Source organism: Murinocardiopsis flavida (genome assembly GCF_003014485.1).
In the GTDB taxonomy this organism is placed as follows: Bacteria; Actinomycetota; Actinomycetes; order Streptosporangiales; family Streptosporangiaceae; genus Murinocardiopsis; species Murinocardiopsis flavida.
Genome location: NZ_PYGA01000012.1, coordinates 12,254 through 36,705 on the forward strand (window position 1 = coordinate 12,254; position 24,452 = coordinate 36,705).

Sequence of the window (24,452 nt, forward strand, 5' to 3'; positions counted from 1 at the left end):
GGGCATGGCATGCCTCACAGTGTACGGGAACGTTCCCGCAATCGTTCCCAAAGGGGTTCAGCGCATGTTTCTCGATCTCTGCGGGCTGGTGCCCGCGCCCGTCACTCCGTTCACCCTGAACGGTGCGGTCGACCACGCGGCCCTGGACCGCTACGGCACGTGGCTGGCCGGCTTCGACGGGGTCAAGGGTCTGGTGTGCCTCGGCCACGCCGGTGAGGGAACCTTCCTGACCCAGGAAGAGCAGGTCGCCACGATCTGCACGCTGGTCGAGGCGGTCGACGGGGCGGTACCGATCATCGCCGGCATCACCGGTGAGGGCACGGCCGTGGCCGCGGCCGAGGCCGTGCGGGCCGTGGAGGCCGGCGCGTCGGCGGGCTTGGTCTATCCCTCGCACGGCTGGCTGCGCTTCGGCTTCCAGCCCGGTGCCCCGCAGGAACGCTACCGGGCCATCCACGAGGAATCCGGGATGCCGCTGATCCTGTTCCAGTATCCCGACAGCACCAAGGCCAGCTACGACCTGCCCACCCAGCTGGACATCGCCGCCCAGCCTGGCGTGTTCGCCACCAAGAACGGCGTGCGCAACATGCGCCGCTGGGACACCGAGATCCCGGTACTGCGCGCCGAGCAGCCCGACCTGCAGATCCTCACCTGCCACGATGAGTACCTGCTGCACACCATGTTCGACGTCGACGGGGCCCTGGTCGGCTACGGCGGCCTGGCCCCGGAGCCGCTGCTGGAGCTCCTCGCCGCCGGCAAGGCCCGCGACTACCCCGCGGCCCGCGCGGTGCACGACCGACTGCTGCCGGTGACCAAAGCCGTCTACCACCGCGGCTCCCACATGGAAGGCACCGTCGCGCTCAAACTCGGACTCAAGGCGCGCGGGATCCTCCCCTCGGCCACGGTGCGGCCGCCGCTGATCGACCTGTCGACCGAGGCCGAAGAAGAGATCACCCGCGCCCTCAAGAGTGCCGGGCTGGTCTGAAGCCAACGTCCGAAACGCTGTTTTGCGGTCTGGCTCCGCCCGCCGCACCGTGGGCGGAGCACAACCCAGGGTTCGACGATGCCCACCGTCGCCCCGGCCCCTCTGGTGCACACGCACGGTGCGCCAGACGGGCTCGGTGACAACGAAGTCCCCGACGAGCTCCGCGACGACCGCGGAGGCGAGGAACGGTCCACCATGTCCGACGCAGTGCCTGCCCGCCGCACGAACGGCACACCCGACCAACCCCGCCGTATGGAACCCGACAGGGCAGGACCCCGCCCCATCCCGCGCCGCGGGCGCGGTGGCCGGATCATGCGCCTGCTAGCCCTCATGGGTCCGGCGTTCGTGGCAGGTGCCTGGCAGTTCGGCCCCGGCAACCTTGCCTCGGCCGTGCAGGCCGGTAGCGGTTTCGGCTATTCCTTGATCTGGGTCATCGTCGTCTCGACCATTCTGATGATCGCGTTCACCGACATGAGTGTGCGTATCGCGATCGTCTCCCGCGGCTCGGTCGTGGAGACCGTCAAGCGCACGTTGGGACGTCCCGTCGGCGCGGCCGCCGGACTCGGTGTCTTCGCTATCACCCTGATGTTCGCCGTGGGCAACGCCGTCGGGGCCGGGCTGGGGCTGTCGCTGGTACTCGGCGGCTCGCCGGTGTGGTGGACCCTGGCATGCACCGCCGTGGTCGCCACGTTCCTGTTCACCCGCGGACTCTACGGGGTGATCGAGAAGGTGCTGCTGGTCATGGTCGCGGCCATGGCGGTGTGTTTCGTGGTCACCGCTGTGCTCAGTCGTCCCGACTGGAACGCCGCGGCCGCCGGGATGCTGCCGACCGTCCCGCCAGGCACCGGGCTGCTGCTGGTCGCACTGGTGGGGACGAACTTTTCCATCAACGCCGCGTTCTACACCGGATACGCCTCTCGGGAACGCGGCCTGCGCCGCGACCAATACCGCCAAACCACCCTGGCCGACACCATCCCCGGCATCGTCGCACCCGGCATCATGACCGTACTGGTCATCATCGCCTCGGCCGCCGTGCTCAGCGGCGAACAGAGCGCCGGTCTCGCAGACTTGGCCGGCGTGCTCGAACCCATCGCCGGGCAGACCGGCCGGATCATCTTTGCCCTGGGCTTTTTCGGCGCCGCGTTCTCCTCGATGCTGGCCAACGCCACCGCCGGCGGCACCCTGCTCTCCGACGGGCTCGGCGGGGGCGACCGAGTCTCCTCACCGCGGGTCCGGCTGGGCATCCTCGCAGTGCTGGCCTTCGGCGCGCTCGTCACCGCCGCGGTCGGCGGCTCACCCATCCAGCTGATCATCATCGCCCAGGCGCTCACCGTCGTCGTCGCGCCTCTGCTCGGTCTCCTGCTGATCATCCTCGTCAACAACCACAGCCTCATGGACGACCTACGCAACCGCTGGTGGCACAACACCATCGCCGCCATCGGCCTCATCGCGATCCTGGCCACCTGCTACCGGCTCATCACCAGCCTGCTCTGACCGCGTCTGCGATCAGTTGCCCTCTCCCCGTAGCGCTCCGCGAATGCGGGTGTCTCGTGAGCGATCGCTCACGAGACACCCGCGTTCGCGGAGCGTTTGCCCGCCCACGGCTCCAGTGCTGCGCGAGTCGTGATGAGGTCGTCCTACATTCTGGTCCTCCGATCGGCGGTGATGTGAACACTGATGCCGCGGTCGAGGCAGCGGTTGCCCGCGCTGTTGCTCGGTCAGTGACCGTGTGGCCGCTGCTGCGGGTACCACCGGGTGGTGCCGCGGGCGCGTTCGCACCGGGCCCGGCCGCGCGCGTGCAGCGCGCGCAGCAGTTTGAATACGCGCGCTGGGCCGAGGCGGAGTTCACTCTGGAGCAGTTCGGACGAGATGCCTTCGGAATGGTCCCGCAGTAGTGCGGCAGCCCGCTCCATGGCGTCGTCCCGGAGGCCGCGTACTGGCGGTTCGGCTCCAGCGTCCTCGGCGGCACCGGGCCCACGACGGGGCGGGGACGCGTCCGGACCGCCAGGCTCACGGGTCGGGCCGCGGCTCCTGTCGTTCCTCAGGGGCAGCGGCTGTTGCCGCGGTCGGGAACCACCGCACGCCGCTGGTGCCGTCGGGACGTGGGCGCGATGAATCGAGGTTGATGTTGCGGCGCTCCGCCCGACCCTGCTTGCACAGTGCGACCAAGCGGCGGGAGACGTTGTCGGTTCCGACGGCGTTGCGGACCTCGATGGCGGAGACCCCTTCAGGGTGGTGGAGGAGGAATTCCGCGATCTTCTCGGTCGTCGTGGTCCCGATCGCGGGCTGGGTCAGGGTGTCCACCGCAGCCCGGCCTCGGGCGAACGCCTCGGTGGTTGCGACGGGAAACCAGCGGAGCAGCGTCGGGCCGTCCCGGCGGGACCTGGCGGCGCCGAGGTGCTCCAGATGGCGCAGCGCCCGCCGGATGTAGTTGATGTTGTAGTCGCACTTGGTGGCGATGTCACTGGCGTGGATGCCGCCGGGGTGGTCGAGGAGCACCGCCGCGGCGGCACGGATGGGGAGGCTGAACCCCGACCGGGGTGTCGGCGCTGGAGCGGCACCGGCCACATCCCGGCGGCTCGGCAGCGCAGCGTCGGTGAGCAGCCACTTTTTGGGGCTCCAATCCCCCTCCACGCCGGATGAGTCCGGCCGATTCCAATTGACGCAAGTGCGTCTCGGTGTTCTTCCTCGTCCATTTGAAGTCGGCTCGGATCTGGCGTGCTTCCACCCCGCCGGGGTGCTGGGCGAGATAGGCGAACAAATGGTCGATCACGCGCACCGTCTTGCGTCGCGGCCAGGGCGCTCCGCCCGCACCGGGGTACCACTGGTCGAGCACGGGGGCAGGGGCCAGGTGCGCCAGGCATGCCCGCTGCGTTCCAACTGCTCAAGGTCGCGCATCGCCTCGGCATAGGGGCAACCGAGGTCGTCGCAGATCTGCCGGGCCGTGACCCCCGCAGGGTTCTCGATGAGGTAGATGGAGGCCCGGGCGGCAGAGGAATCGGGGGCGGGGGGTGGCGGGGGCGGGTCCGGGGGTGCGTAGAGCCCGAGGGGAACCGGGACACTGGTGAGGTCGGTCGGGAACCAGGTATGGGCGCGGCGGTCACCGGTCGGGATTTCGCGCCGCGCATGCCCGATCTTCTCCAGCGCGCCCAGGCTTGCCCTCACCGCATTGGTGTAGGCCCCTGTGCCCGCGACGATGTCGGGGACATCGACACCGGTGGGATGCTCTTGCAGGTGGCGGGCCACGCGGTCGATCCTGCGGCCCGGCCATGCGGAACCCTTCTCAGGACTGGGCGGTTGGGGCATCGGTCGATCACCGGTGGCCTGCGGGCAGCGGTGCCTGTCGTGGTTCGGCAGCTCGTTCGGGACGGGGCGGGCCGTCAGGGCGGTGGGACGCCACAGGTGCCGTGTCGTGCCGGCCTGGCGTTCTCGGCGCGCGTAGCCGAGTTCCTCCAGTTGGTACAGCGTTGTGCGGGTGTGCGATTCGGCGCCGCCGAGGTCAGCGCGGATCCCGGGCTCCTCGACGCCGTCGGGGTGCACGGCCAGGTAGGCGGCGAGCCGGTCGATGTGACGCTGGGCCGGATAGACGCGGGCGGTCTGCTGGGGCCGGTCCGGGCCCGCCGGGGAGGTCCGTGCGTAGAACAGGTTCACGGGCCTGCCACCACTGCCCGGCACGGCTTCGCTGTGGACGCGTGCGCGGTCCTGGAGCCGGCGGAGCATCGCGTGGACATCCTCCGTGGAGAACCCGAGTTCGGACACGATCTGGGATACGTGCACTCCGTCGGGGTTCTGGAGCAGGTAGGCGAGGAGGCAATCGATGCGGCGGTTGCGCTCAGGGACGGGTGAGGGTGTTGCTGCTCTCGGCTCGGGGGTCGGTGTGGTCATCGTGATCTCCTTGCAGCAGGGGTGCCAAGGGCTCGGTGGCCCGACTCGGCGCGTTCTTGGGCGGAGCCTGCGCGCAGAATCCCGCTGGGCGGTCGGTGGGTCGGCTCGCGTTCCGATTACCGGCGCCAGAGGTTGACGCGTTCGGTTCCCAGCAGCGGGGCGTCTTCGGGACCTGCCAGGTGGGGGCTGATCCAGATGGGGCGGTGCTCGTCGCGGCGGGCGTACCACTGGTTGCGCCAGTGGCCCTGCACCCACCACTGGTGGCGGTAGTTGCGCCCCGGCGCGTCGGAGTCGGTGGAGTCCCGGACCGTACGGCGGCGCCGCAGGTAGATATAGGAGACGTCGGTACCCAGTGCGGGGTCCTCGCGCGCAACCGCGCGGCGCGTCGCGCGGTCGGGTGCCTGCCGTTCGCTGACCGACAGGGTCTGGCCCATCAGCAGCCACATCGCCAGGACACTGCGCTGCACTTCGCTGCCCTCGTCAAACGCCAGCGCCTGCGCCCGGGGGCTCAGGTACCGGATGGTGGTGGAGAGCAGGAGCCCGTGGCGCGGGCGGACCCGCCGTGCCTGGCGTGAACGCGGCAGCGGTGAGGCTCCCGGGCGCGGGATGAATTCCGGCGTCAGCCAGTCCGGCGGCTCGACCCAGACGGTGAGCATGGTGCCCCCCTCACACGGGCCCCAGGTGAGCAGCCGGACCGGTTCGCTCTCCTCGCGCGCACACCGGGTGTGCATTGGAGCGCCGAGGGCCATGAACCCGACCTCGGCAGGCAGGTCGTGGGGGTGCACGGTGTAGTCGGGCAGCCGCGCGCCCGCGGTGCGTGCGAGTTCGAGCATGTCGGGGGCGACGTGGAAGAGGTGGGCGGCAGGGAACTGCGCCGCGAGGATCCGGGCCAGCCAGGGGCCCGCGCGCACGACCTCGTCGGGCGTCCTGGCGGTGCCGTCTTCGTCTTCCATGGCGAACACGGTGGACAGCCAGGCGGCGGCGCCGTCGCGCCCGGGATCGCGGGCCCAGGTGCTCATGTGCGCGCGCAGGCGGGGAACGTCGCGTGCGTACATCGGGGAACTCCTTTCTTTTCAGGCATGCGGAGGAGAGCTTGCAGTCGGTTGGTGCGCGGGGAGGCCGGCGGCACTGCCGGCGGTCGTGAACAGGGGCTGCCCGCCCGGCGGGGTGGACCGGGCTTGGCCGCGCGGATCGCGCGCGGCCGGCGATGCTCACCGGCCTCAGCCGGAGATCGGGGGCGCACCTGCTATGCCGACTGGGCGCACCGGGGCGGGTGTTCGTCCTCGACCGCGCCAGGGCGGGGCGCTCCGTCAGCAGGCCGGTCCGCCGCCGGGTCGGTGATCGTGTCCAGGATTGGGGTGGCGTCGCGGATGCGTGCGGCGATGACCCGCAGCACGCCGACGTGGGCGCGGGCGTCGTTGGGTGGGCTGGGCCGCTCCTGCGATGCCGGGGCGTCGAGGTCGGCGTCCAGAGCGCGGATCCACCGGTCGAGGTCGTCGGCGACCCGTTCGCGCACGACAGCGCCGACGGAGGACAGCAGGGTCCGCGCGATCAGGGCCCGGTCCAGGTCCGTACCGGGCCCCGTGTCGAGGCGCAGGGCGAGCAGCACGCCGTCGACGACGATCTCGTCGGCGTGCAGGAGCGCCCCGAGCTCAGCCCTGGATTCCTCCGGCGGGAGATGGGTGGCCAGCCATTGTTCGGCGGCCGATCGTGTCGTCCAGCGCGGGGCGTGGGCCGCGTCGATCAGCCGGTCACTCACCGACGGTGCGGGCTGCCGGAGGGCGCGCCGTCCGGGAGGTGGGAGGCGGCGCGGGACGGGTCGGGTCGTCAGTGCGGTGGGCCGCCATAGGTCGGTGCGCCTCCAGCGCCGCTGGTCGTCGCGGCGCGCGTAGCCGATGGCCTCCAATGTGCGCAGGAGCTTGCTGGTATAGGGCCGGTCGATGCCCAGGTCGCTGTCGATTCGGGACGCCTGGACCCCTTCCGGGTGGCGGGCCAGGTAGGTGGCGAGCCGATCGATATGGCGCTCCACGGCAGGTCCGGGTGGGGTGTGCGGAGAGCCGCTCGGTTCGGCTCGCGACATCGACGGGGTCGGCCGCCAGAGGTGTGCGCGCGTCCCGGGCAGGGACTCGCGGCGCGCGCAGCCGGCCCCTTCGAGCTGGTGCAGCATTGTGCTGATATTGGGCTTGTGGAGTCCCAGGTCGGACGCGATCTGGGACACGCGCGCTCCGTCGGGGTGCTCGGCCAGGTAGGCGGCGAGTTGGTCGACGCGGCGGCCCCGAGGCGGTGCGGGTGCAGGCGCAGATGCGGCAGGGTCGGGTTCCGGCGTGGTCATCGGCTTCCTTGCCTTTCTCTTGGGAGTTCGTTCCTGACCGTCCGTAGGGTCGGGAGGGAGCCCAGGAGCGCCAGGTATGGCGGGGCGCCCCTGATCGGGCGCCCGGGGACTACCGGCCTGAGCCATCGCGGCCCCGCGGTGCGCACCCCTGGCCGGACGGTTCTCCGGCTTCGGGGCGCGCAGCGGCGCGGGGCGACGGCGTTGCGCGTCCTGGGCCGCCAGGGCGGCCACACGAGGCGCGGTGATCACGCGGTGCCGTGGTCCTGCGCGGGCGCCTGCGGTGGGGGCGCGGCCCGGTAGCGGCGGGGGGCGGGGCAGGTCTTTTCCGCGTCCCCGCCGGTGACGAGCCGGTCCAGCGCGTTCTGGACCGCGCCGGCGCTGCGCGTGATCACCTTGGCGATCTCGCCCGCGGTGAACTCGGAGCCGGGGTAGTCCTGCATGTGGGTGAGCACCATGGCGCGCAGCTCGCCCGGGGCGGCCTTGGCCAGGCCGGTCGCGTTGATACGCCGACTTGGGGGCGCCGGGGCCGCCTGCTCCTCGGGCTCGCGGTCGTCGGCGCCGGGGGTGGCGGCGGCGGTGCGGGGGTCGGGGTCGGGTGCCATGCGCTCGGGCTGGGGGTCCACGGGGGCATCGACGGGGTCCCCGGGGTCCGGGACCCGCTCGGTCTCGGCGGGGGGTTCCTCGTCCACGGCCTCCGGCCCGTCGGTGACCGGACGGGGCGGCTGCTGGGGCACCGCGGGGGGTACCGCCGGGTCCTGCGGGCCGGGGTCGGCGGGGTCGGGCTCGTGGGCCGGGGCATCCGCGGGGGGACCGTCGACGGCCGCATCAGGGTTGGGCGCGGTAGCCCCGGGCCCGTGCGCGGGGTGTGCGGCATCGGCGGGCAGGAACCAGGTGTCGGGCACGCGGTGCGCACCGGTTCGGGTGCCGCCTTCGCGCACCGCCGCGCCGTCGGTCTCGGCGCCAACCAGGGCCTTGGACACCGCGGAGCGCGACAGTGCGGTGGCGGTGACGAGGTCGGACACGGTGGAGCCTTCGGGGTGGTCACCGAGGTGGGCCAGGATCCGCCCGCGGGTGGACAGGGTGCGGGTTTCCATTGTTGCGGTCATTGTTCTTTCCTCCTTCGCGATGGGGTGTGAACAGAACGGGGGCGCCCGGGCGCATAATGCGCATTCCTTTGGTTCACGGAATCTTCGGGCGCCCCGCGTGCATTTCTCTTTCTCCGGGTGGTTCCCCGGGGTTATTGGGCGGCGACCAGACTCAGGGGTCCCGCCGGGGCGTGGTCGGAGGCCGGGTCGGTGGGATAGAGGCTGCCGTAGGTCACGGCGGCGGATTTGACGCAGCCGCAGTGAGGGTCGGCGATCTCGATGGCGAGGCGGAACCGCGCGTGTTCGGGGTGGTCGAGATCGACTCGCTGGTAGTGGGTGGCCAGCTCGGTGACGGCCCGGGCCACAGCGCTGGTGGCCGCCTCCTCGGCCCCGGGCATCGTGATGTGGGCGTTGAGCAGCCCCGGGCCGGGCGAGGTGACGGTGATCCGCGCCCGGGGGTCGATCTCCCCGTCGTTCTGGACGTCGGTGACGTCGGCCTGGATCCGTGCGGCGAGTTCGCCGGTGGTGAGATCGGGGCATTCATCGAACAGGTCCCCGATGATTTCGATTCCCATTCATTTCCTTTCCTCGGGTGCGCACAACGGGTTCTTTCAGCCCGCGCGGGCGCCGTTTGGGCGGGGGGCGGATTGGCCGCGTATTCGCGGTCGGGTCCATGGACCCTTGGGTGCCGCATTCAGTCAAGCCCGTGGGGAAGAATTTCTTCGCGCCGCTGTTTCCGGGGGTGCACGGGCCGGGTTCAGGACCGGAATTCCCGGCGGTGCGGGTCGGCGTGACGGGCAGTATCGCGGATTCTTCGGCGCGGCGGGCACCGGGGCCCGGGCCGGGGTGGTGGAGCACAGGTGACGGTGGGGCGTCGACGCGGTCGTCACCGTGCTCGGGCGCGATCGCGGCGCGCGTCGTCGCGGGGTGCGCCGATTCCCCCATTGGTCGAGGCGATCTCGCTCGGTCCGCGGGGCCGGGCTGTCGCGTGCTTCCTATCCGTCAGCGGCGGACGCGAACCTCGTCGCCTCTGCGTTCGAGGACGTCGCCGATCTGGTAGGGGCGGGCGAATTCCACGACGTCCTGGGTGGTCTCTGCGAGATCGGCCTCGCTGACGTACTTCAGCAGTCCGGACCGCTCGTAGGAGTCTCGGATGGCCGTCGCGATCTCCTCGCGGGTGAGGTCGACCTCTGTCACCAGTGCGGTCGTTGTCGCCCGGCGGCTGCGGAGGCCGGTGAAGGATCTGTTGCATCCACATGTGCAGTCGATGGCGACAGTGTCTGCGATGACGAGTTCGCCCTCGATGCACCAGTTGAACTCGTTATCGGTCTGAACCCTGCGTGCGGCGGGGGCCGTGAGTAGCTTCATAGTCGTTCTCCTTCCGTTTCAGGCGTTCCACCACGGGTCGGTCCAGTGCGGGAAGTCGGGCTGGTCGTGCTCGGCCCGGAAGCCCACGTGCACGACGTAGGGCGAGGAGATGATCCGCGCCGGGACCGTCGTGGTCTCCACCGCCTCGGTCAGCGCCTCATACACGGTGCGGTTGGCGGTTCCGGGTGGGATCGTCTCGACCCGGATGGTCAGAGTGAGGATGTCGCCCTCGGCGATCTCGCCCGCGATACGGCACCGGGACCGGTGGCGGGTGTGCACGGCCATCACCCGGGCCGTTCCCGCTCCCGCGAACGCGCCGTCGCCGTCGCGGCTCTTCAGCGCGACCTCGAAGCGGCGGTGCAGGCTGTCGGTCAGCGAGGCCTCGTCGAGGCCCGGCTGATCGAGGCAGCGCGCGTCGGTGTACACGTCGGCGAGGGCCTCGCTGCCGAACCGGACATCGAGGTCGTGCTCCCATGGCGGGTTCTGCGTGGTTGCCACAGTGACTGCTCCTTTCGGGTACATCGCCGGGACGGGTCAGCTCAGCGGCGGAGGAGGTGCATCCACAGCGCGAGCAGGGTGAGGTCGCGCAGGGGACCTCCGCCTTCTGTCGGCGGCGTTGCGGGGGCCGGTTCCAGGCGGTCGAGGTGGGTGCGCGCCCAGGCGCGGGCGCGGGCGCCGAACTCCGGCGACGCCGTTGGTGTGGCGGGGCTCGTCTTCATCGGTGCCTCCTTCGGCGGATCCGGCGGGAATGGTGGGGGATCCGCGGGGGCTTAGTGGCGCTCGACTCCGATGCCGGTGTCAACCCGGCGCTCGCGTCGCCCCACCGGTGACCGCGCCACCCGCGGAGAGTGCGGACCCGCGCTCGGGGGCGGGCCGTGCGGAGGCCGGGGTGGTGTCCCGGGGGTGCAACACCGACCGGCCCCCGCCGGGGCCGCGCTCACGCCCTGATCTCGGGGCCCAGCAGGGTCCGGGTGCGGCTGGTGCGCACGATCGCCGTACCGCCGGGCGCATCCGGGTGGTCCGACCGGTAGGCCAGCAGGTCGTTGCCCGCCTTGTAGTGGTAGATGTGCGTCGGGTGGGGAGCGTGGCGGGCGAGGGTCTGGCCGTCCCAGCCGATGAGCTGATAGTGGGACTCGGTGTCGAAGACGCCGTGGGTGCGGGCGCGGTCGATGACCCCGCCAGAGAGGTGGGGTCGGCGGATGTCGGTGCCCAGGTCGATCGGGGCGAATTCGCGGCGTGTGCGCACGTGCAGCATCCGCGCGGCGAACACCGGGGCCCGGAGTTGCGCCTCCTGATCCTTCCTCAGCACGCGGAAGAGTTCCTTCCAGGCCCTCTCGCGGTCGGGGTCCGGGGTGGCGCCCCAGGGTTCCCACCCGACCGCGTCGGTGCGGCTGACGATGACCTGGTATCCGGTGGTCTCCTCGTGAAGGCCGGCGGGGTGATCTGCGGGCCGGGCCAGGACCTGATCCCACACGAACTCCGGCGCGCCCACGAGGTAGTAGCCCTCGGCGTCGGGGCCCAGGCGCGCGGCGCTTTGACCGGGCTCGTGGGTGTTCTGCAGGTACAGGCCGCCGTCCAGCTCCCACATGGGCAGCAGGAGGTGGCTCTCGGCGTCAGCGCCGGTCGTCTCGGCGGTGAACAGCGCGTCGGCGAAACGACGCGCCTCGGCTTCTCCGAGGCGGATGGTGTCGTGGTGGTGGGTGCTGCGCTCTCCGGCGAACCAGCCGCCGCCGTGGTCGGTGTAGGCCAGCCCAGGTTCCCAAAGGCGCACCGGGGCCGTTGCCGTGGTTGTCATGGTCTCTGCTCCTCGTCGTGGAGGCGTCGCGGCGGCTCGCGCCGAACCGCGTACGCCCGGGACCGGGCGGTCCCGGGCCGTTGTTGTGGTGGGCGGATGCGGGATTCACTGCTCGCCGGGCGGGTCGACTTCGGTGAAGCCGCCGAGGAATCTGCGGGCGATCTGGAAGACCCGTGTGTCGGGGAAGGCGTCGTGGAACCCGCGGCAGGAGGCCGGGCCGACGTCGGGGTGGTCGCCGTAGGAGAGGGTCGTGTGGCAGGTGAGGGCCGCCCCGACGGCGCGGTTGTGCTGGATGAGCTCGCGCAGGCGGCCCTCATCGAGGTGCATGGGGTTGTTGGGTCGGAACGGGCAGGTGGCGCACTTGCGCGCCATGAGGCGGGGTTTCCCGGTGACCGGGTCGATGGTGTTGCCGTCCGGCATGAGCGTCCTTTCTCTCGGGTGTGCGGTGCGGGTGTGCTCGTCTCGGAAACTGCCGGTGAGCACGCGGAAGTAGACAGGTGCGGGGTGCTCAGCGGCGGGTGCGCATTGCGGCGGTGGCGGCCTGGCCGATGGCCCGTGCCGTGGCGGCGGGGTCGGTGAGGGTGTGCACCCGGGCCCCGCGCAGCGGGGTGGCGCCGGGGTCGTCGGGGGTCAGCCACAGCACGGCGCAGCCGGTGGCGCGCAGCCGGTCGAGCGCGGCCTGGCCCGCCTCGGTGCGGGTGGGGCCGAAGACCCCGTCGGAGACGATGACCAGCAGGCGGGCGGCATCGGCGCGGCTCAGGTCCAGTGCGCCGTCCAGGGCGGTGATGGCGGTGTCGATGGCGTGCCCGGTGCCGCAGGCGCGGAACTCGGTGACCTCGCGCGGTGCGGTGCCGGGGTGGGTGATGGGGTGCACCTGCGCGCTGAAGGTGACGGTGGCGGTGGTGGCGGGCACCCGGGTGTGGCGGGCGGCGTGGGCGAGGATCCAGGCGGCCGAGGCCACCGGGGCGGTGAAGGCGTGCATGGACCCGGACACGTCGCAGGCCACCCCCAGGCGCAGCGGCGGGGTCGCGACGGTGGTCCGGGTGGTGCGGGTGAAGGGTTCGGCGGTGGGCACGGCGCCGGCGGCGCGCTGGGCCTCGGCGGCCAGGGCGCCGCGCATCCGCAGACGGCCCGGCGGGGTGGCCGCGGTGGTGCGGGCGGGGGTGCGCTCGCGGGATCCGGCGGTGCTCAGGGTGCGCCCGAGGTGGCGGGCCGCGGTGCGTTCGGCGCTGGTGGGCGCGCGGGTTCCCGCGATCGGGGACCGGGGCGTGCTGGGCCCGCCGGGGGCGAACACGCGCCCCGCTTCGGTGCGGGCGGCGTCCCTGGCCGCGGTGTTCTCGGCCGCGGTTTTGGTCGCGCGGGCGGCGGGGTCGCCGGGCGCGGGGTCCTTAGCGCGGGCGATCGCAGCGGCTGCGCGGGCCAGCGCCCGGCCCAGTGGCGACGGACGCCCGGGCGCCTGCTCACCGGTGGCCTCGGGTGCGGGGTCGGCGGGGTCGGTGCCCAGCGCCTCGCACCAGCGCCGCCCCAGCTCGATCATGGCCTCGGCGTCGGTGTCGGCGGTGGTCTGGGCGGCGCGCCACAGGCCGCGCAGGGCGGCCAGGGTGTCGGCGCCGAGTACCGGTGTGACGGCGCGGGTGACGGTTGCGGTCTCGGTGCGGGTGAGGATCCCGGCGTCGGCGCGGGCCAGCAGCAGGGCGGCGGTGCGGGCGGCGTCCTGGGGGGTGGTGGGCACCGCGCGGGCTCGGGCGGCGAGACCGGCACCGGTGGCCCTGCTCCCGGTTCCGGGGCTGAGTTCGGCGAGGATGAGGTGGGTGGCGCTGGCGCGCAGCCAGTACCGGTCCTCGGGGCGGCGGCGGATCTGGGCCGCTTCGATGCGGGACTCCTCCAGCAGGAGTGCGGCGGCTGCCGCGCCGGGCGGGGTGCCGGGCGGGGCCTGCCACCGGGTGTGGGCGGCGTGGGCGCACTCGTGGGTGAGCAGCCCCCACGCGGTGGCATAGCGCGCCCGGTCCCCCGCGCGGTGCGGGGCGGCGGTGGCGGGGTCGACGGTGCCCAGGTGGGCGCCGTCGATCTCGATCGCGGCCTGGTCCGGGATGAAGCAGGCCGGGGCGCCGCGGCCTGCGCCGGGGGCGATGGTGACGAGGAGGTCGTCGCGGTCGGCGATCACCGGGACCTCATCGCCCAGGGCGGCGGACAGGGCCATCCACCCGGGGGCGGCGGGAAACACCGTGGTCGGCGCAGCACCGGCGGCGATGTGGGCGGTCATGATCGGCTCCTTTCACGGGGTGCGGGGGGGGGTTCAGATGCGCCCGCCCAGGGCCAGGGGCGCCACGGCGGCGCCGAACACGCCCTTGACCACGCTCGCCACGACCTCGCGGTCCTCCTCCGGCGCGATGCCGATGAGGTTTCCGGCCGCGGCGGGGGTGCCGAGCACGGCGGCGATGCGCTCGAAACTGAGGAGTTCGCGCAGTTGCGGCGCCCAGCCGATGTCGCCCTTGGCCTGGCGGGTGGCGAGGTTGCGGGCCACCCGGATCGCCTTGGGGTCGATGTGGAGCTGGGCGGCGAGGTCGAGGTCGGTGGAGACCTCGATCTGCGCGGCGAAACGGGAGCTCAAGGCGTCGCTAAGGAGGGCGCCGTGGACCCCGGGGTTGTGCCCGGCGACGGTGTAGAACCCCTCGGCGGCGTCCACGGTCTCGCCGCCGTTGGCCTTGACGATGATCTGGCGGCGGCCGTCCATCGCGGGATAGACCACGGCCAGCACGGTGGGCGGGATGAGGGTCGCGTCGTCGATGAGCAGCGCGCGGCCCTCGCGCATCGCGGTGACCAGCGGGCCGTGCACGAAATGAAAGCGGCCTTCGGGGGTCTGGGTGTATTCGCCGACGAAGTCGGCCACGGTGGTGTCGCCGTCGCCCTGGACGGTGAGCAGGTCGGGAAACGCCGCCTCGACCAAGGAGGTCTTTCCGGTGCCGGGCGGGCCGTAGAGCAGTGCGGCGACTCCGGCCTCGCGCAGGCGGCGCAGCGCTTCGACGTCGGGCAGGCCGGAGAGGGTGCGGGGGTGATACATCTGCCCCGACGGGCGCGGTACGGGCCCGGTGACCGGCGCCGCAGCGGCGGGCTCGGGGCGGGCCGGGGCGGGCACCGGCTCCCGGGCGGCGGCCGCGGCGGGGGTCGCGGCATTGGCGCGGTAGCGCACCGGGGTGCCCGTGACCTTGTCAGCCTCACCGCGCGCCACCAGGGTCTCCAGCGCGTTGCCCACGGCCCCGGAGGACTTGCCCAGGCGGCGGGAGACCTGGGTGGGGGTGAGGTCGGAGCCGGTGGTGAGAAGGTGGTCGGCGACGCGGCGGCGCAGTTCACCAGCGGGCAGTCGCTCCCCCGCTCCGTGTCCGGCGGGGGCGGGCGGCGGTACGGGCGGGGTGGTCATCGGTCCGCTCCTCAACGTGGTGGACGGGCCCCGCGGGGTCTGGCTGCCGGGGGCCCGCGGATTCTTCCGGGATGTTGCCGCGGTGTGCCGGGCTACCGGCCGGGGCGCACGGCGCGTTCGATGACGGCGGCGGTGACCTCGGCCGCGGCGACCGGGGCCATCGAGGCGACGTCGATAGCGAACCGGGTGTACTGCCGCCCGGTGAACACGCTGTGGGCGGCCACGCTGACCGGATCGCGGTGGCCGAAGGTCGTGGCGACCTCGATCTCGTAGTCGGAATCGTCGAGGCGGCGGTACTTCTCGATGAGTCCCGGGGTCTCTGGGCGGCCCAGGTGTCGGGGCGGTCCGGTGAGGTGGATGCCGTGCTCGGCGAGGGCGGCGCGCAGCCGGATGACCATCGGGGTCATGGCGCGGGTCTCGGGCCACTGCGCGTACAGCTCCTCGGCCTGCTCGGTGAGGTGGTCGGCGAGCACCGCGTCATCCGCGAAGCCGTCCGTGTTGCCGGGAAATCCCGCAACGACCATCAGGTCTTCGTCGATGTGTCCGGCTTTGGCACTCAGGGCCGTGCGGACCTTCAGGGTGTAGCCGCCCTCTACGGTGGGCTGGCCGGAGCGGTCGAGGACCACGACCTCGTCGTGGGGCTCGACCCACACGAGCAGCCCTCCGGGGCCCTGCTCGCGGAGCCGACCGACGTGACCGGCGGTGACGATGATGTGCGGCATGGGATTCATGGGTGGGTCCTCCGTCGGATGGGGTGTCTGGTTCGGGGGCTCTGGGCCCGGTTCCCTCAGGGCAGCGCCGCGGTCGGCGTGAGGTGGAGGTGCAGCACGGCCTGCTCCGCCTCGACGGTGAACTCGTCCTGGGGGCCGCGGTGCGGAGTTCCGTGGCGCAGCAGCAGCGCCAGCACGGTGTCGACGTCGCGGGCGATCCGGCGCCAGTGCTCACCGGTGACGCCGGGCGGCAGGGCGATGTCGTCGCGGGTGAGATCGCCCAGTGCCGCGCCGTCGCGGGTGGAGTCCACCAGCGGCGCGGCCCGACCGCCCACCTGGTGGAGCAGGCAGCGGATGTGCCCGGTGGTGTAGTCGCACCGGTCTGCCGCAGCGGTGCCGAAGGTGATCTCCACGGCGGTGACCTGGGGCCATACTTCTCGCAGCAGCAAGGTGAGGTGGTTGCGCGCCGCGAGTTCGGTACCGAAGACTGCGGTCGTCTCGGCCGCGTGCGCGGTGACCAGCCAGCGCAGCGAGCGCGCGAGTTCCGGGGAGTGGGCGGTGAGGCGCAGGGGCATCGCGGTTCTCCTCGTCATGGGGTGGTGGATGACGGACGTGCCGCCGGGGCCGCGGGGCAGTCCGGGTTGGGGCGTGGCGAAAGGGCCGGGCAGCGGGTGCTGTCCGGCCCCGGTTGGCGGGTGGGTCAGGTGGTGGTGCGCGTACGGGCGGCCTTGGTCAGGCGCAGCAGGGTGCAGAAGTAGCCGCGCTGGGTCTGGAAGCGCTCGGCGCAGCGCCGCAGTTCGTCGGTGTGATCACCGATCGTCGGGACACGGCCCTCGGCGAGGGCCGTGGTGATGTCCTCGGCGTTGCGGGCCCAGTCATGGGCCAGCCGCGCCATCCGCTCCTCCACCCAGGTGATGGCGAGCGCGCTCTCATAGAGGGCGGATTCGAGTCCGTGGTCGGGGTGGTCCACGGGGACCATCACCGGGAGAACGGCGTTCTCGCCGAGTTCCTGGGTGAGCAGGCGGCGGCAGTACGGGCTGAACAGCACGGGTATTCTCCTTCGCGCATGGGTGCGGGGCGGGCGGCACAAGCAGCCCGCCCTCCGGGGGGGGACTGGTCAGGTCGCGGTCGTGGCCTCGTGGTCGTTGGGGGTCAGGTCCAGGTACAGGCGCGGACTCGGGCCGAGTTCGTCGCCGGGGACGAACTCGTCCTCGGTCCTGCTGGGCAGTCCGCGGGCCAGCAGCAAGGTCAGGGTGCGGTCCACCTCCGCGCGGATGGTGTGCCACTGCTGCGCGGTGACGCCGGGAGGCAGTTCGATGTCGTCGGTGGTGAGGTCGGCCAGGTCGGAGCCGTCGCTGGTGGTGTGGAGGAGCGGGAGCAGGGCAGCAACCGGGCGGTGCAGGACGCTGCGGATGCGGCCGTCGGTGTAGTCGATGCGCCCGAGGTGCGCGAAGGCGACCTCGATCATGTGCGCCGCGGGCCAGACGTCGCGCAGAAGCGCGCCCAGGTGGGCGCGCAGCGCGTCCTCGGTGCGGGCGGACGCGCGACGCTCCTCTGTCCAGGCGTCGATGGCGGCCTGGCGGGACCGGTCGAGCGCGGGGGCGAGATCAGGCACGGTCGTTCCTCTCGATAGACGCGTGCGGCCCGGCACCGCGAGGATGCCGGGCCGCACGCGGGCGGGGCGGGTCAGGCGAGCCTCCTTATCGGGAATGGTCGTCGCGGGGTTCGATGGCGTCCCACTGCCACCGGGTGCCGCCGAGCACGTAGTAGCCCTGCTCGTCCGGGCCGACGCGCCAGCCCGGGTCGGGCTCCTCCCCCGGGGGCATGGTCAGGTGCAGCCAGAGTTCCTCGCCCTGCCACGTCGGGACGTAGTCGGTGTACTCGCCCTCGGCGGCCATGCGGCGCTCCTGGTCGGCCAGTAGCGCTCGGGAGATCTCCTCGGCGACCGCGCGGGTGACGCGAACGGTGTTGCGTTCCCGTCCGAGCGGGTCGTAGAGCTGCTCGCCGTCGAAGGACATCCAGCCGAGGAAGCCTGCGCGCACCGGCTTCCACGAGCACTCCATGGCGCACGGGATGCGGCCCGGGATGCTCACATGGCCGCCGCTGCCGATGACCTGGCTCGCGAAGTCCTCTCCGGCGCGGGTGAGCACTCCTGTCTCGGTGGCCAGGCCAGCGTCGTGCAGCCCGTCGCACACGGACGCGGGGGTGGATTCGGGGATGCGGCGCACGGGCGTGTCCACGTAGGCGCTCGCCAGCGCCGCGAACTCCGCGAACGTCAATCGCATGTCTGCTCCTCATGGTGTGGGAGCCCGCCCGCCCGGGGCGGGCTCCATTGGGTGGGCTGTCGGGACTGGGGTGAGGCGGTGATCGGAGCGCAGCGCTCCGCGGTGGAAGAGCCGGCACTCCGGGCGAGTGCCGGGCCTGTTCGGGGCCGGTACGGCAAGGGCGGGCGCCCTCGGCGCGCCGCCCTTATCAGTCCTCGGCGCGCTGATGGCTGACGTCGAAGTCGTCAGCGTCGTCGCCGCGGTAGTCGGTGGAGCCGTCGTCCCATTCGCCGCGCACGAGGTAGCCGGGGATCGGAACATTGAGGGGAACTGGAAAGCGGCGATCGCGTAGGCGGAAGGTGAGTCGGGGCCGGCCCTGGCCGGTCTCCCCGGGTTCCACGATGTCCACGCCGCGCTCGTCGGCGATGGTGTTGGCGATCCAGGCCGCGGCGTCGCGGTAGTTGTCGGTGGTAACGGGCAGAGCGCGGATGGTGTACGGGCGCGGGACGTAGGTACGAAACACGGGGACTCCTCGGGTCGGTTACGCCAAACGGTCGGCTGGTGCACTGGGCGCGGGCGCCGCCGCACGGCGGCGCCCTCATGCCGGGGTCCGGGTGGGCGGGTTTCAGGAGGGGTGCGGGTGCCCTCCTTTGCGCGGGGCGGCGGGCGAGGCATCTACCACCCGGTGGTGCCGGAGTCGCGCAGGGCCGCGCGGGCGGTACCGGGCAGGTGGTCGATCTGGGCGCCCTGCCCGAGGTAGAGGACGTGGCCGTCCTCCCCGTGATCCATCGCCATGCCTGCGACGCGGTGGGCGAAGGGGTGGCGCGGCTGGACAGCCATGCGGACGGGCGTGTCGGGAGATCCGCACTCCTCCAATAGCTCGGCGAGCATGTCGATGAGGTCCTGGATAGTGGTCTCGCGGCTCATGTGCGTCCTTCGTGTCTGGCCGGGCTCGTGCCCGGCGGTTGCGGGTGCAGGTCGAAGCGAGCGTGCGGGCAGGGGCGGTTCGAGGGCTTGACGGGGTCGGACTGCGGGTGCTGCCCGACCCGGGCCGGTAGGTCAGGTGGTGCGGAGGCGGAGCATCCGCACCAGGAACAGCAGGTGCCGGAAGTGCTGGTGCGCGCACTTGAGGTGGTCAAACACGCGCCAGAAGACCTCGGGGGCCTCGATCCCGGGCCGCATCGCGCTCGTGAGCGCCGCGCTGATTTCGCGCTGGTACTCCTCGGAGTCGTCGTGCGCCGCACCCAGCTCGATGAGCTGGGCCTCCAGACGGCTGATCTCCTCCACGGTGAGCTCAAGCGCGCACTCGAGCGAACCAGCCAGCCCGTCCTCGGGGGGTGCGGCATGGATCGTGTAATCCGGGCCCAGCTCGGTGTTAAGCAGGTTGTCGCAGTAAGGACTGAGGGGACGTGTGGGCATGGTTCCTCCATCTCTCGAATCGGCGCCGGGCGGGCCATGGGTCCACCCGGTGCCACCGCCCCGCGCAGAACGGCGCGGGCGGTGCCGGGCCAGCGGTCGAGCCCGTGCTCGGGTGCCGGGACAGGTCTCGGGTCAGAACTGGGCCAGCGCCCGGCGCACGATGCGCGCGCGGGTGGGCACCGGCTGGGTGTCGAACCAGCCCGGGTCGGCGTGGTAGGCGGCTGCGGAATCCCACCCGTACTCCTGGGTGGTCGCGAGAGCGATGGCGTCCTCGGCGGAGCCGCGCACCATGGCGGCCTCCTCGCGGGTCAGTCCCGCCAGGTCGGGGCGGGTGGTGCGCAGGCGGGTGAGCAGCGTGTCCAGGACCGCACGGCAGGGCCGCACGGCCGCCGGGGCGCGGGCCGCGGCGGCCGCGTAGACCTCGGCGGTGTGCTCCAGCAGCGCGGCCAGGGCCCGCTCGGCGGTCGCCTCCGGGAAGACCCGCGTCTCTTCGTGTTCCGCGCAGGCGATGCAGATGAAGCCGTCGTCGTCGCCGCAGTGGCACTGCGCCTCGCACGCCCGGCAGTCGTACAGCGTGCCGGGGACGTGCGGGTAGTCGGCGTGGGCCCTCATGTCCAGGGTCATCGCGGTCTCCGTCCGTGTCCGGGGAGCGGCGGTCTCACGGGGGCGTCAGGGCTCAGCCGTCGGCCAGGGTGCGCCCGAGCGTCATGAAGTCGGTCATGGGGCACTTGACGCTCTGCACCCGACGCAGCCGGGTCGTGTACTCCTGCTCGATGCGGGTGAGGGCGACCCGCAGGCGGGGGCTGCGCTCGCGCCCGATGAGGGCGTCCAGCAGGCCGAGCACGGTGGCGAACGCCTCGGCCGCGGCGTTGGCGCCGTGGAACTCGCGCAGCTCGGCGCCGTAGCGGGTGAGGGTGTAGCGGGTGGTGACGGGGCGTTTGCGGGAGACCGTGCCCATGGGGGGCCGACTCTTGTCCTTGGATGCCTTGCGGGAGCGGATTGTGCGCTCGGGGTCCTTGGTGAACTTGCCGGTCGTCCAGGTGATCTGGAGGGTCCCCAGGGACACGTCGTCGAGGAGGTCGGCGAGTTGGGCGAACAGGTCCTCGCAGATGTCGGCCTGGGTCGGCACCGGGGTTCGGGGCCGTTCCTTGACCGCGGCCAGGACCCGCTCGGTCCCGCCTTGGGTGTCGATCTGCTTCGCGATGGTCTCGTAGGGCTCGATGGATTTACTCATTCGTCCTACCTTCCTTTGCGGTATTTGTTGGAATGTGCCTCCGTAGCGATACGCGTCGTCTCTTCCTCGGCGCAGGTAGAGTTCGCCTGACACCGGAGGGTTCTCTTGAGTTCCGGCGCGTATCACTATGGAGACGCATTAGACGGCAAGTGGAAATCGGTTCGCATTGCGGCGGGCCAGAGCCGTTCGAGAACGGTTCTCTCGTGGGTTTATGCGCGTTCATACGCCGCACCCGATTCCATGCCTGCCGTCGCACACTATTGAGTTCATCAAGTATCAGCTGCATTACCGCCGGGTACTCCGGAGGGGATATGGGCTCTCTACTACGGCCAGCCGATTGCCGGGTCCGTGAATGTCCCGCGTTATGGAGTTAGGCGTCCCCTGAGGAGGCTGCGGCGGTGCCATAGCGCCGTTGTGCTGGCACTATGCGCGCCTTGGGCGGCGGGGTTGCCGGGGTCCGCGCGGTGTTGGCGCGTTTTCCCGGCGGTGTTTCATTGCCGCCCGGGCCGGGTTTGTTATTCGCCCGGGTCTCGGCACCGGGGCCGGTTCTGATTGCGGCGCATGTGCGCCTCACCTCCGTTCCTTTTCCGTGTTCCCGGTTTTGATTGGTCCGAGATTCGCTTGGGTGTTTCCGGTGAGTCAACCCCTTTTTCGGTTTTTCTTTCGCCGGTTTTCCCGGTGCCGTGTTTTGGGGTTGCGGTACGACCGTGACTTGGGGGGCGGCGGGAAGTCAAGCGGGAATTAGCGGGTTTTTTCGGCGCGTTTTACGGGGTTTCCCGCGCGTCACGCGCGCGTGTGCGCAATTCCCTGCGACCTGGGTGATCATGGGCGGGCGGCCGGCGTGCGCCGCGGGTGATCTTGTCGCGCCCGAAAAATGGTCAATTGAGGTAATTCAATTCAATGAATTGAATTGTTCAATAGGAAGGGGGGGATTAGTTGGTGAGGGGGTGAGGAGAGGGGACGGTGAGAACGGATGAGAGGTGAGCGGGGGCCGGGCCTGGAGCCGGAGGAGCGGGGCCGCGCGCGGTCATTCGGTTTCACCTGCCACTTTCGTGGCGAGTCGGGGGTGGCGGCCGGCCGTTGTCAGCGGGTCTGACCTGCGGTGTTCGCGGGTGGTGGGGGGTCCGTTCTAGGCGGACCCCCCAACGGACCCCCCAACGGACCCCCCAACGGACCCCCCAACGGACCCCCCGAGTGCGCGGTCGTGGCGGAGGCGGGGTGCGCGCTCAGCGGCGCGCTCGACGTGGTTTGAGGGGGACGGCCTTGCGGGCCGGAGGCAGGGCGGTCAGTTCGGTGAGCAGGCGGGTGGTGGCCTGGCCGGGTTCGGCGCCGATGGCCGCCAGGCGCTCGGTGAGCAGTTCGAGGGTGCGGCTGACCGCGTCGGCGCGGCCCTGGGCGGCCTGGAGGCGCATGATCTCCTGGTAGAGGGCCTCGTTGTACTCGTCCGCAGCGCGGGCCCGCTCCAGCCAGGCCAGCGCCTCGCGGGGGTCGGTGGCGGTGCGGGCCAGTTCCACGCCGGTCTCGGCGGCGGCGCGGCGGCGCTGCTCGCGCTCGGGTTCGATCCAGGGGGCCGTCTCCTCGGCCAGCAGCGGGGCGGCGTGCAGGGCCAGGGCCGACTCCAGTCGGGAGCGGCGCTGGGCGGGGTCGTCCTCGCCGCGGGTGCGCACCGCGTCGTCGAACATCCAGACGTCGGCGTCGACCATCTGCTCGTCCAGCCGGTAGCGCCCGTTGTGGTGGAGGATGACCGCGGCCTCGGGTGCCCCGGTGGCCCGGCGCAGCACGCGCCGTGCGTTGGTGACGGCGGCGTTGCGGGTGTTGCGCGCCCGGGCATCGGCCGCGTCGGGGCGCAGGGTCTCCAGGACCTCCTCGGCGCTGACGCCGCCGCGGCGCAGCGCCAGCAGCATGAGCAGCAGGCGGGCGTGGGAGCGCAGGCCGCTGTCGATCTCGCCGTGGGCGGTCTCGATGGCCAGGCGCGGCGCGAAGAGCCGCAGCCGCACCGGCGCCGCGGTGCGTGTCGGCTCTGCCTGCGGTTGGCGCTCCGCGTGTGGTTCGGGCCGTTGCCGAGGTTCGGGCTCCGGTTCCGTTGCGGGGTCCGGCTCCGGCGCGGGGGCGCTCCTCTCATCCGGGGCCGGCCGGTCCGGTGCCGGGGGTGCGGGCGGCGCAGGGCCGCCGGAGTCCGGATCGGTGTCGGGGGTGCGGGGTTCGGGTGCGGGTCCCGCCTCGCCGTCGGCCCCGGTCTGGGTCTCGGTCTCGGGCGGGGTGCGGCGGTGCAGCGCGGCGGCCAGTTCGTCGGCCTCCAGTGCGCGCACCCGCAGGCCCGACAGGCGCCGCGGCGCGCCGTCGGTCTCGATGTGGAGTTCGTCGAGGCGGTCGCAGCGGATGGTGCGGCCCTGGGTGCCGCCGAGGAAGGCTACGGCGACGCGGGTGGCGGGGCCGGCGTGGGCGAGGGCGGCCAGGCGCTCGCCCAGGGCCGGTGTCGGCGCGGGGGTGCTGAGCACGAGCAGCCACGGCCCCTGCTCCGCGGCGGGGGCGTCCTCGTCCTCGGCGGCGGCGCGGCGCTGGGCCAGGAGGCGGGCTTCGGCGTGCAGGGCGAGTGCGCGGGGGTCCGGGGCGGTGCGCAGGCCCGGATACGGGCCCGGGGCGCCGAGGTCGGCGGCGAGGTCGTCGCTGAGGAGCACGTGGTGGCCCTCGGTCAGGGCGGCGGCGAGCAGGGCCGCGGCCATTGCGGGGGCGTGGGCGCCGTGCAGGGCCAGACCGGTGGCGGAGGCGGCGCGCACCACGTCGCCCGTGTGGGCCCGGGCCAGGAGCAGGCGGCCCTGGTCATCGATCACCGGGGGGTGGGCCGCGACGTCGCGACTGGTGGCCGTGTCGGGGGGCGCCGCGGGCTCGGCGTCCTCGGGGGCGGGGGTGGCGGGCGGGGGCGGTGCGGACGCCTCGGCGGCGGCGCGGCCGGGGGTGTTCGCATCCGGTGCGGGGCCGCGGGGGGTGCGGCGTCGGGCCGGGACGGCGCGGCCCAGGGCCCATCCGGCGCCGAGCCCGGCGGCGGCGGTCGCGGCCAGCACCGCACCCGGGGCCGCGTCGACACCGCCGGGATCGGGGCCGGGGGGCGTCTCCGGTGCGTCGGTGCCCTCGCGGGCGGGCGGCGCGTCCTCGCCGGGCGGCTCGGGCGGGCGGGGCGGGGTGAGGGTGTAGGTGATCTCGACGCGGCGCTGGTCGGCGGCCGGTCCGTCCGTGGCGTCGCGGGCGCCCCGGCCCTGGGCCTCGACCTCGACACCGGTGCCGCGGAGTTGTTCGGTGAGGAGGTCGGCGGTGCCCTCGGCGCGGCGCTTGGACAACTCCTGGTTGTGGGCGGCGGGCCCGGAGGGGTCGGTGTGGCCGGTGACGGTGACGGTCCCGGTGCCGTGGGCGGTGAGCAGGTCGGTGATCACGGCCAGGCTCTCGCGCATCGCCGGGGTGGGCGCGGCGGAGTCCAGGGCGAAGCCGGACAGGGTCCGTGTCCGCTCCACTTCCCAGGGCTCGGGCTGGGGCGCCTCGGCATCCGGGGCGGTGCGGGGTGCGGCCTCGGCGGGGGCGTGGGAGGCGGCCGGAGCTGTCTCGGCGGCGGCCGAGGCGGGGCTGGCCAGGGTCGTGCCGATCGAGGTCAGGGCGAGCAGGCGCAGCGGGGTGAGGCGGGCGCTGCGCCCGCGGGCCAGCGCCCACACATCGGCCGCAGCCAGCACGGTGAACACGCCCCAGGCCGCCCAGGCGGCGCCGATCAGCACCGCGGCCAGCAGCGGCTGCGGCACCACCAGGCTGCGCAGACTCAGCAGCACGTAATCGGCCTCCAGCGCGGGGGCGGGCCAGCCCAGGCGGGCCAGCGCCGGCGGCGGGATGGCCACCAGTGCGGCGGTGGCGGCCGCGACCGTGACGAACCGCAGCTTCGCGCCCATTGCCCCTGCTCCCTCCGCCGGGTGTTCGCCG

26 protein-coding genes are annotated in these 24,452 nt (G+C 72.6%); 2 read left to right on the top strand and 24 right to left on the bottom strand.

Annotated elements, in window-relative coordinates:
• The first annotated feature begins 64 nt into the window (after positions 1 to 64).
• Positions 65 to 982: a dihydrodipicolinate synthase family protein gene (locus CLV63_RS16960; RefSeq protein WP_106584075.1), complete on the top strand. Its 918-nt coding sequence runs from the start codon at positions 65 to 67 to the stop codon at positions 980 to 982.
• Between the two features lie 312 nt (positions 983 to 1,294).
• Complete coding sequence (locus tag CLV63_RS16965) at positions 1,295 to 2,476, top strand: Nramp family divalent metal transporter (protein WP_106584293.1); 1,182 nt, start codon at positions 1,295 to 1,297, stop codon at positions 2,474 to 2,476.
• 516 nt (positions 2,477 to 2,992) lie between these two features.
• Here the strand turns inward: CLV63_RS16965 and CLV63_RS16975 are convergent.
• From CLV63_RS16975 to CLV63_RS17090, 24 genes are all read right to left on the bottom strand, one after another.
• Positions 2,993 to 3,616, bottom strand: coding sequence for a hypothetical protein (locus CLV63_RS16975; RefSeq protein WP_146165583.1), 624 nt, complete (start codon positions 3,614 to 3,616; stop codon positions 2,993 to 2,995).
• A 135-nt stretch (positions 3,617 to 3,751) separates the two neighbouring features.
• Complete coding sequence (locus CLV63_RS16980) at positions 3,752 to 4,867, bottom strand: hypothetical protein (protein WP_106584081.1); 1,116 nt, start codon at positions 4,865 to 4,867, stop codon at positions 3,752 to 3,754.
• Positions 4,868 to 4,983: 116 nt separating this feature from the next.
• Complete coding sequence (locus tag CLV63_RS16985) at positions 4,984 to 5,922, bottom strand: hypothetical protein (RefSeq protein WP_106584082.1); 939 nt, start codon at positions 5,920 to 5,922, stop codon at positions 4,984 to 4,986.
• A gap of 191 nt (positions 5,923 to 6,113) precedes the next feature.
• The gene (locus CLV63_RS16990) at positions 6,114 to 7,199 is read right to left on the bottom strand and encodes a helix-turn-helix domain-containing protein (protein WP_170134243.1); all 1,086 of its coding nucleotides are present in this window, start codon (positions 7,197 to 7,199) and stop codon (positions 6,114 to 6,116) included.
• Between the two features lie 245 nt (positions 7,200 to 7,444).
• Positions 7,445 to 8,305, bottom strand: a complete 861-nt coding sequence (locus CLV63_RS16995) for a MarR family transcriptional regulator (RefSeq protein WP_146165584.1) — start codon at positions 8,303 to 8,305, stop codon at positions 7,445 to 7,447.
• A gap of 131 nt (positions 8,306 to 8,436) precedes the next feature.
• Positions 8,437 to 8,859: a hypothetical protein gene (locus CLV63_RS17000; RefSeq protein WP_106584088.1), complete on the bottom strand. Its 423-nt coding sequence runs from the start codon at positions 8,857 to 8,859 to the stop codon at positions 8,437 to 8,439.
• Between the two features lie 427 nt (positions 8,860 to 9,286).
• Complete coding sequence (locus CLV63_RS17005) at positions 9,287 to 9,652, bottom strand: DUF7715 family protein (RefSeq protein WP_106584090.1); 366 nt, start codon at positions 9,650 to 9,652, stop codon at positions 9,287 to 9,289.
• Positions 9,653 to 9,670: 18 nt separating this feature from the next.
• Positions 9,671 to 10,150 (bottom strand): hypothetical protein, encoded by a 480-nt coding sequence (locus CLV63_RS17010; RefSeq protein WP_106584093.1) that lies wholly within the window; start codon positions 10,148 to 10,150, stop codon positions 9,671 to 9,673.
• Positions 10,151 to 10,191: 41 nt separating this feature from the next.
• The gene (locus tag CLV63_RS17015; RefSeq protein WP_106584095.1) at positions 10,192 to 10,371 is read right to left on the bottom strand and encodes a hypothetical protein; all 180 of its coding nucleotides are present in this window, start codon (positions 10,369 to 10,371) and stop codon (positions 10,192 to 10,194) included.
• 218 nt (positions 10,372 to 10,589) lie between these two features.
• On the bottom strand, positions 10,590 to 11,447 hold the full coding sequence (locus CLV63_RS17020) for a hypothetical protein (protein WP_106584097.1): 858 nt from the start codon (positions 11,445 to 11,447) through the stop codon (positions 10,590 to 10,592).
• 105 nt (positions 11,448 to 11,552) lie between these two features.
• Entirely contained in the window at positions 11,553 to 11,867 is a 315-nt protein-coding gene (locus CLV63_RS17025; RefSeq protein WP_106584099.1) for a hypothetical protein, read from the bottom strand.
• Positions 11,868 to 11,955: 88 nt separating this feature from the next.
• A complete protein-coding gene (locus CLV63_RS35025; RefSeq protein WP_106584101.1) occupies positions 11,956 to 13,710 on the bottom strand; it encodes a VWA domain-containing protein in 1,755 nt (584 codons plus the stop codon).
• Between the two features lie 33 nt (positions 13,711 to 13,743).
• Positions 13,744 to 14,865 (bottom strand): AAA family ATPase, encoded by a 1,122-nt coding sequence (locus CLV63_RS17035; protein WP_106584103.1) that lies wholly within the window; start codon positions 14,863 to 14,865, stop codon positions 13,744 to 13,746.
• Positions 14,866 to 14,957: 92 nt separating this feature from the next.
• Positions 14,958 to 15,596 (bottom strand): hypothetical protein, encoded by a 639-nt coding sequence (locus CLV63_RS17040; protein WP_106584104.1) that lies wholly within the window; start codon positions 15,594 to 15,596, stop codon positions 14,958 to 14,960.
• A 56-nt stretch (positions 15,597 to 15,652) separates the two neighbouring features.
• On the bottom strand, positions 15,653 to 16,150 hold the full coding sequence (locus CLV63_RS17045; protein WP_106584106.1) for a hypothetical protein: 498 nt from the start codon (positions 16,148 to 16,150) through the stop codon (positions 15,653 to 15,655).
• 125 nt (positions 16,151 to 16,275) lie between these two features.
• Positions 16,276 to 16,623 (bottom strand): hypothetical protein, encoded by a 348-nt coding sequence (locus tag CLV63_RS17050; RefSeq protein WP_106584108.1) that lies wholly within the window; start codon positions 16,621 to 16,623, stop codon positions 16,276 to 16,278.
• Between the two features lie 69 nt (positions 16,624 to 16,692).
• The gene (locus CLV63_RS17055) at positions 16,693 to 17,190 is read right to left on the bottom strand and encodes a hypothetical protein (protein ID WP_106584110.1); all 498 of its coding nucleotides are present in this window, start codon (positions 17,188 to 17,190) and stop codon (positions 16,693 to 16,695) included.
• 85 nt (positions 17,191 to 17,275) lie between these two features.
• Positions 17,276 to 17,860, bottom strand: a complete 585-nt coding sequence (locus tag CLV63_RS17060; protein ID WP_146165585.1) for a hypothetical protein — start codon at positions 17,858 to 17,860, stop codon at positions 17,276 to 17,278.
• Positions 17,861 to 18,047: 187 nt separating this feature from the next.
• The gene (locus CLV63_RS17065) at positions 18,048 to 18,362 is read right to left on the bottom strand and encodes a hypothetical protein (protein ID WP_106584113.1); all 315 of its coding nucleotides are present in this window, start codon (positions 18,360 to 18,362) and stop codon (positions 18,048 to 18,050) included.
• A 152-nt stretch (positions 18,363 to 18,514) separates the two neighbouring features.
• Complete coding sequence (locus CLV63_RS17070; RefSeq protein ID WP_106584115.1) at positions 18,515 to 18,766, bottom strand: hypothetical protein; 252 nt, start codon at positions 18,764 to 18,766, stop codon at positions 18,515 to 18,517.
• A gap of 132 nt (positions 18,767 to 18,898) precedes the next feature.
• Entirely contained in the window at positions 18,899 to 19,258 is a 360-nt protein-coding gene (locus CLV63_RS17075; RefSeq protein ID WP_106584117.1) for a hypothetical protein, read from the bottom strand.
• Between the two features lie 132 nt (positions 19,259 to 19,390).
• Positions 19,391 to 19,882 (bottom strand): hypothetical protein, encoded by a 492-nt coding sequence (locus CLV63_RS17080; protein WP_106584119.1) that lies wholly within the window; start codon positions 19,880 to 19,882, stop codon positions 19,391 to 19,393.
• Between the two features lie 52 nt (positions 19,883 to 19,934).
• Complete coding sequence (locus CLV63_RS17085; RefSeq protein WP_106584121.1) at positions 19,935 to 20,492, bottom strand: hypothetical protein; 558 nt, start codon at positions 20,490 to 20,492, stop codon at positions 19,935 to 19,937.
• Between the two features lie 1,226 nt (positions 20,493 to 21,718).
• Positions 21,719 to 24,421 carry an OmpA family protein gene (locus tag CLV63_RS17090; protein ID WP_106584123.1) on the bottom strand — a complete coding sequence of 901 codons (2,703 nt, stop codon included), beginning with the start codon at positions 24,419 to 24,421 and terminating at the stop codon, positions 21,719 to 21,721.
• Positions 24,422 to 24,452 lie beyond the last annotated feature (31 nt).

Bases quoted from the DNA above. Each gene is read 5' to 3' on its own strand.
- CLV63_RS16960 (WP_106584075.1), top strand. From the start codon at position 65: ATGTTTCTCGATCTCTGCGGGCTGGTGCCCGCGCCCGTCACTCCGTTC.
- CLV63_RS16965 (WP_106584293.1), top strand. From the start codon at position 1,295: ATGCGCCTGCTAGCCCTCATGGGTCCGGCGTTCGTGGCAGGTGCCTGG.
- CLV63_RS16980 (WP_106584081.1), bottom strand. From the start codon at position 4,867: ATGACCACACCGACCCCCGAGCCGAGAGCAGCAACACCCTCACCCGTC.
- CLV63_RS16985 (WP_106584082.1), bottom strand. From the start codon at position 5,922: ATGTACGCACGCGACGTTCCCCGCCTGCGCGCGCACATGAGCACCTGG.
- CLV63_RS16990 (WP_170134243.1), bottom strand. From the start codon at position 7,199: ATGACCACGCCGGAACCCGACCCTGCCGCATCTGCGCCTGCACCCGCA.
- CLV63_RS16995 (WP_146165584.1), bottom strand. From the start codon at position 8,305: ATGACCGCAACAATGGAAACCCGCACCCTGTCCACCCGCGGGCGGATC.
- CLV63_RS17000 (WP_106584088.1), bottom strand. From the start codon at position 8,859: ATGGGAATCGAAATCATCGGGGACCTGTTCGATGAATGCCCCGATCTC.
- CLV63_RS17005 (WP_106584090.1), bottom strand. From the start codon at position 9,652: ATGAAGCTACTCACGGCCCCCGCCGCACGCAGGGTTCAGACCGATAAC.
- CLV63_RS17015 (WP_106584095.1), bottom strand. From the start codon at position 10,371: ATGAAGACGAGCCCCGCCACACCAACGGCGTCGCCGGAGTTCGGCGCC.
- CLV63_RS17020 (WP_106584097.1), bottom strand. From the start codon at position 11,447: ATGACAACCACGGCAACGGCCCCGGTGCGCCTTTGGGAACCTGGGCTG.
- CLV63_RS17025 (WP_106584099.1), bottom strand. From the start codon at position 11,867: ATGCCGGACGGCAACACCATCGACCCGGTCACCGGGAAACCCCGCCTC.
- CLV63_RS35025 (WP_106584101.1), bottom strand. From the start codon at position 13,710: ATGACCGCCCACATCGCCGCCGGTGCTGCGCCGACCACGGTGTTTCCC.
- CLV63_RS17035 (WP_106584103.1), bottom strand. From the start codon at position 14,865: ATGACCACCCCGCCCGTACCGCCGCCCGCCCCCGCCGGACACGGAGCG.
- CLV63_RS17040 (WP_106584104.1), bottom strand. From the start codon at position 15,596: ATGAATCCCATGCCGCACATCATCGTCACCGCCGGTCACGTCGGTCGG.
- CLV63_RS17045 (WP_106584106.1), bottom strand. From the start codon at position 16,150: ATGCCCCTGCGCCTCACCGCCCACTCCCCGGAACTCGCGCGCTCGCTG.
- CLV63_RS17060 (WP_146165585.1), bottom strand. From the start codon at position 17,860: ATGCGATTGACGTTCGCGGAGTTCGCGGCGCTGGCGAGCGCCTACGTG.
- CLV63_RS17070 (WP_106584115.1), bottom strand. From the start codon at position 18,766: ATGAGCCGCGAGACCACTATCCAGGACCTCATCGACATGCTCGCCGAG.
- CLV63_RS17075 (WP_106584117.1), bottom strand. From the start codon at position 19,258: ATGCCCACACGTCCCCTCAGTCCTTACTGCGACAACCTGCTTAACACC.
- CLV63_RS17080 (WP_106584119.1), bottom strand. From the start codon at position 19,882: ATGACCCTGGACATGAGGGCCCACGCCGACTACCCGCACGTCCCCGGC.
- CLV63_RS17085 (WP_106584121.1), bottom strand. From the start codon at position 20,492: ATGAGTAAATCCATCGAGCCCTACGAGACCATCGCGAAGCAGATCGAC.
- CLV63_RS17090 (WP_106584123.1), bottom strand. From the start codon at position 24,421: ATGGGCGCGAAGCTGCGGTTCGTCACGGTCGCGGCCGCCACCGCCGCA.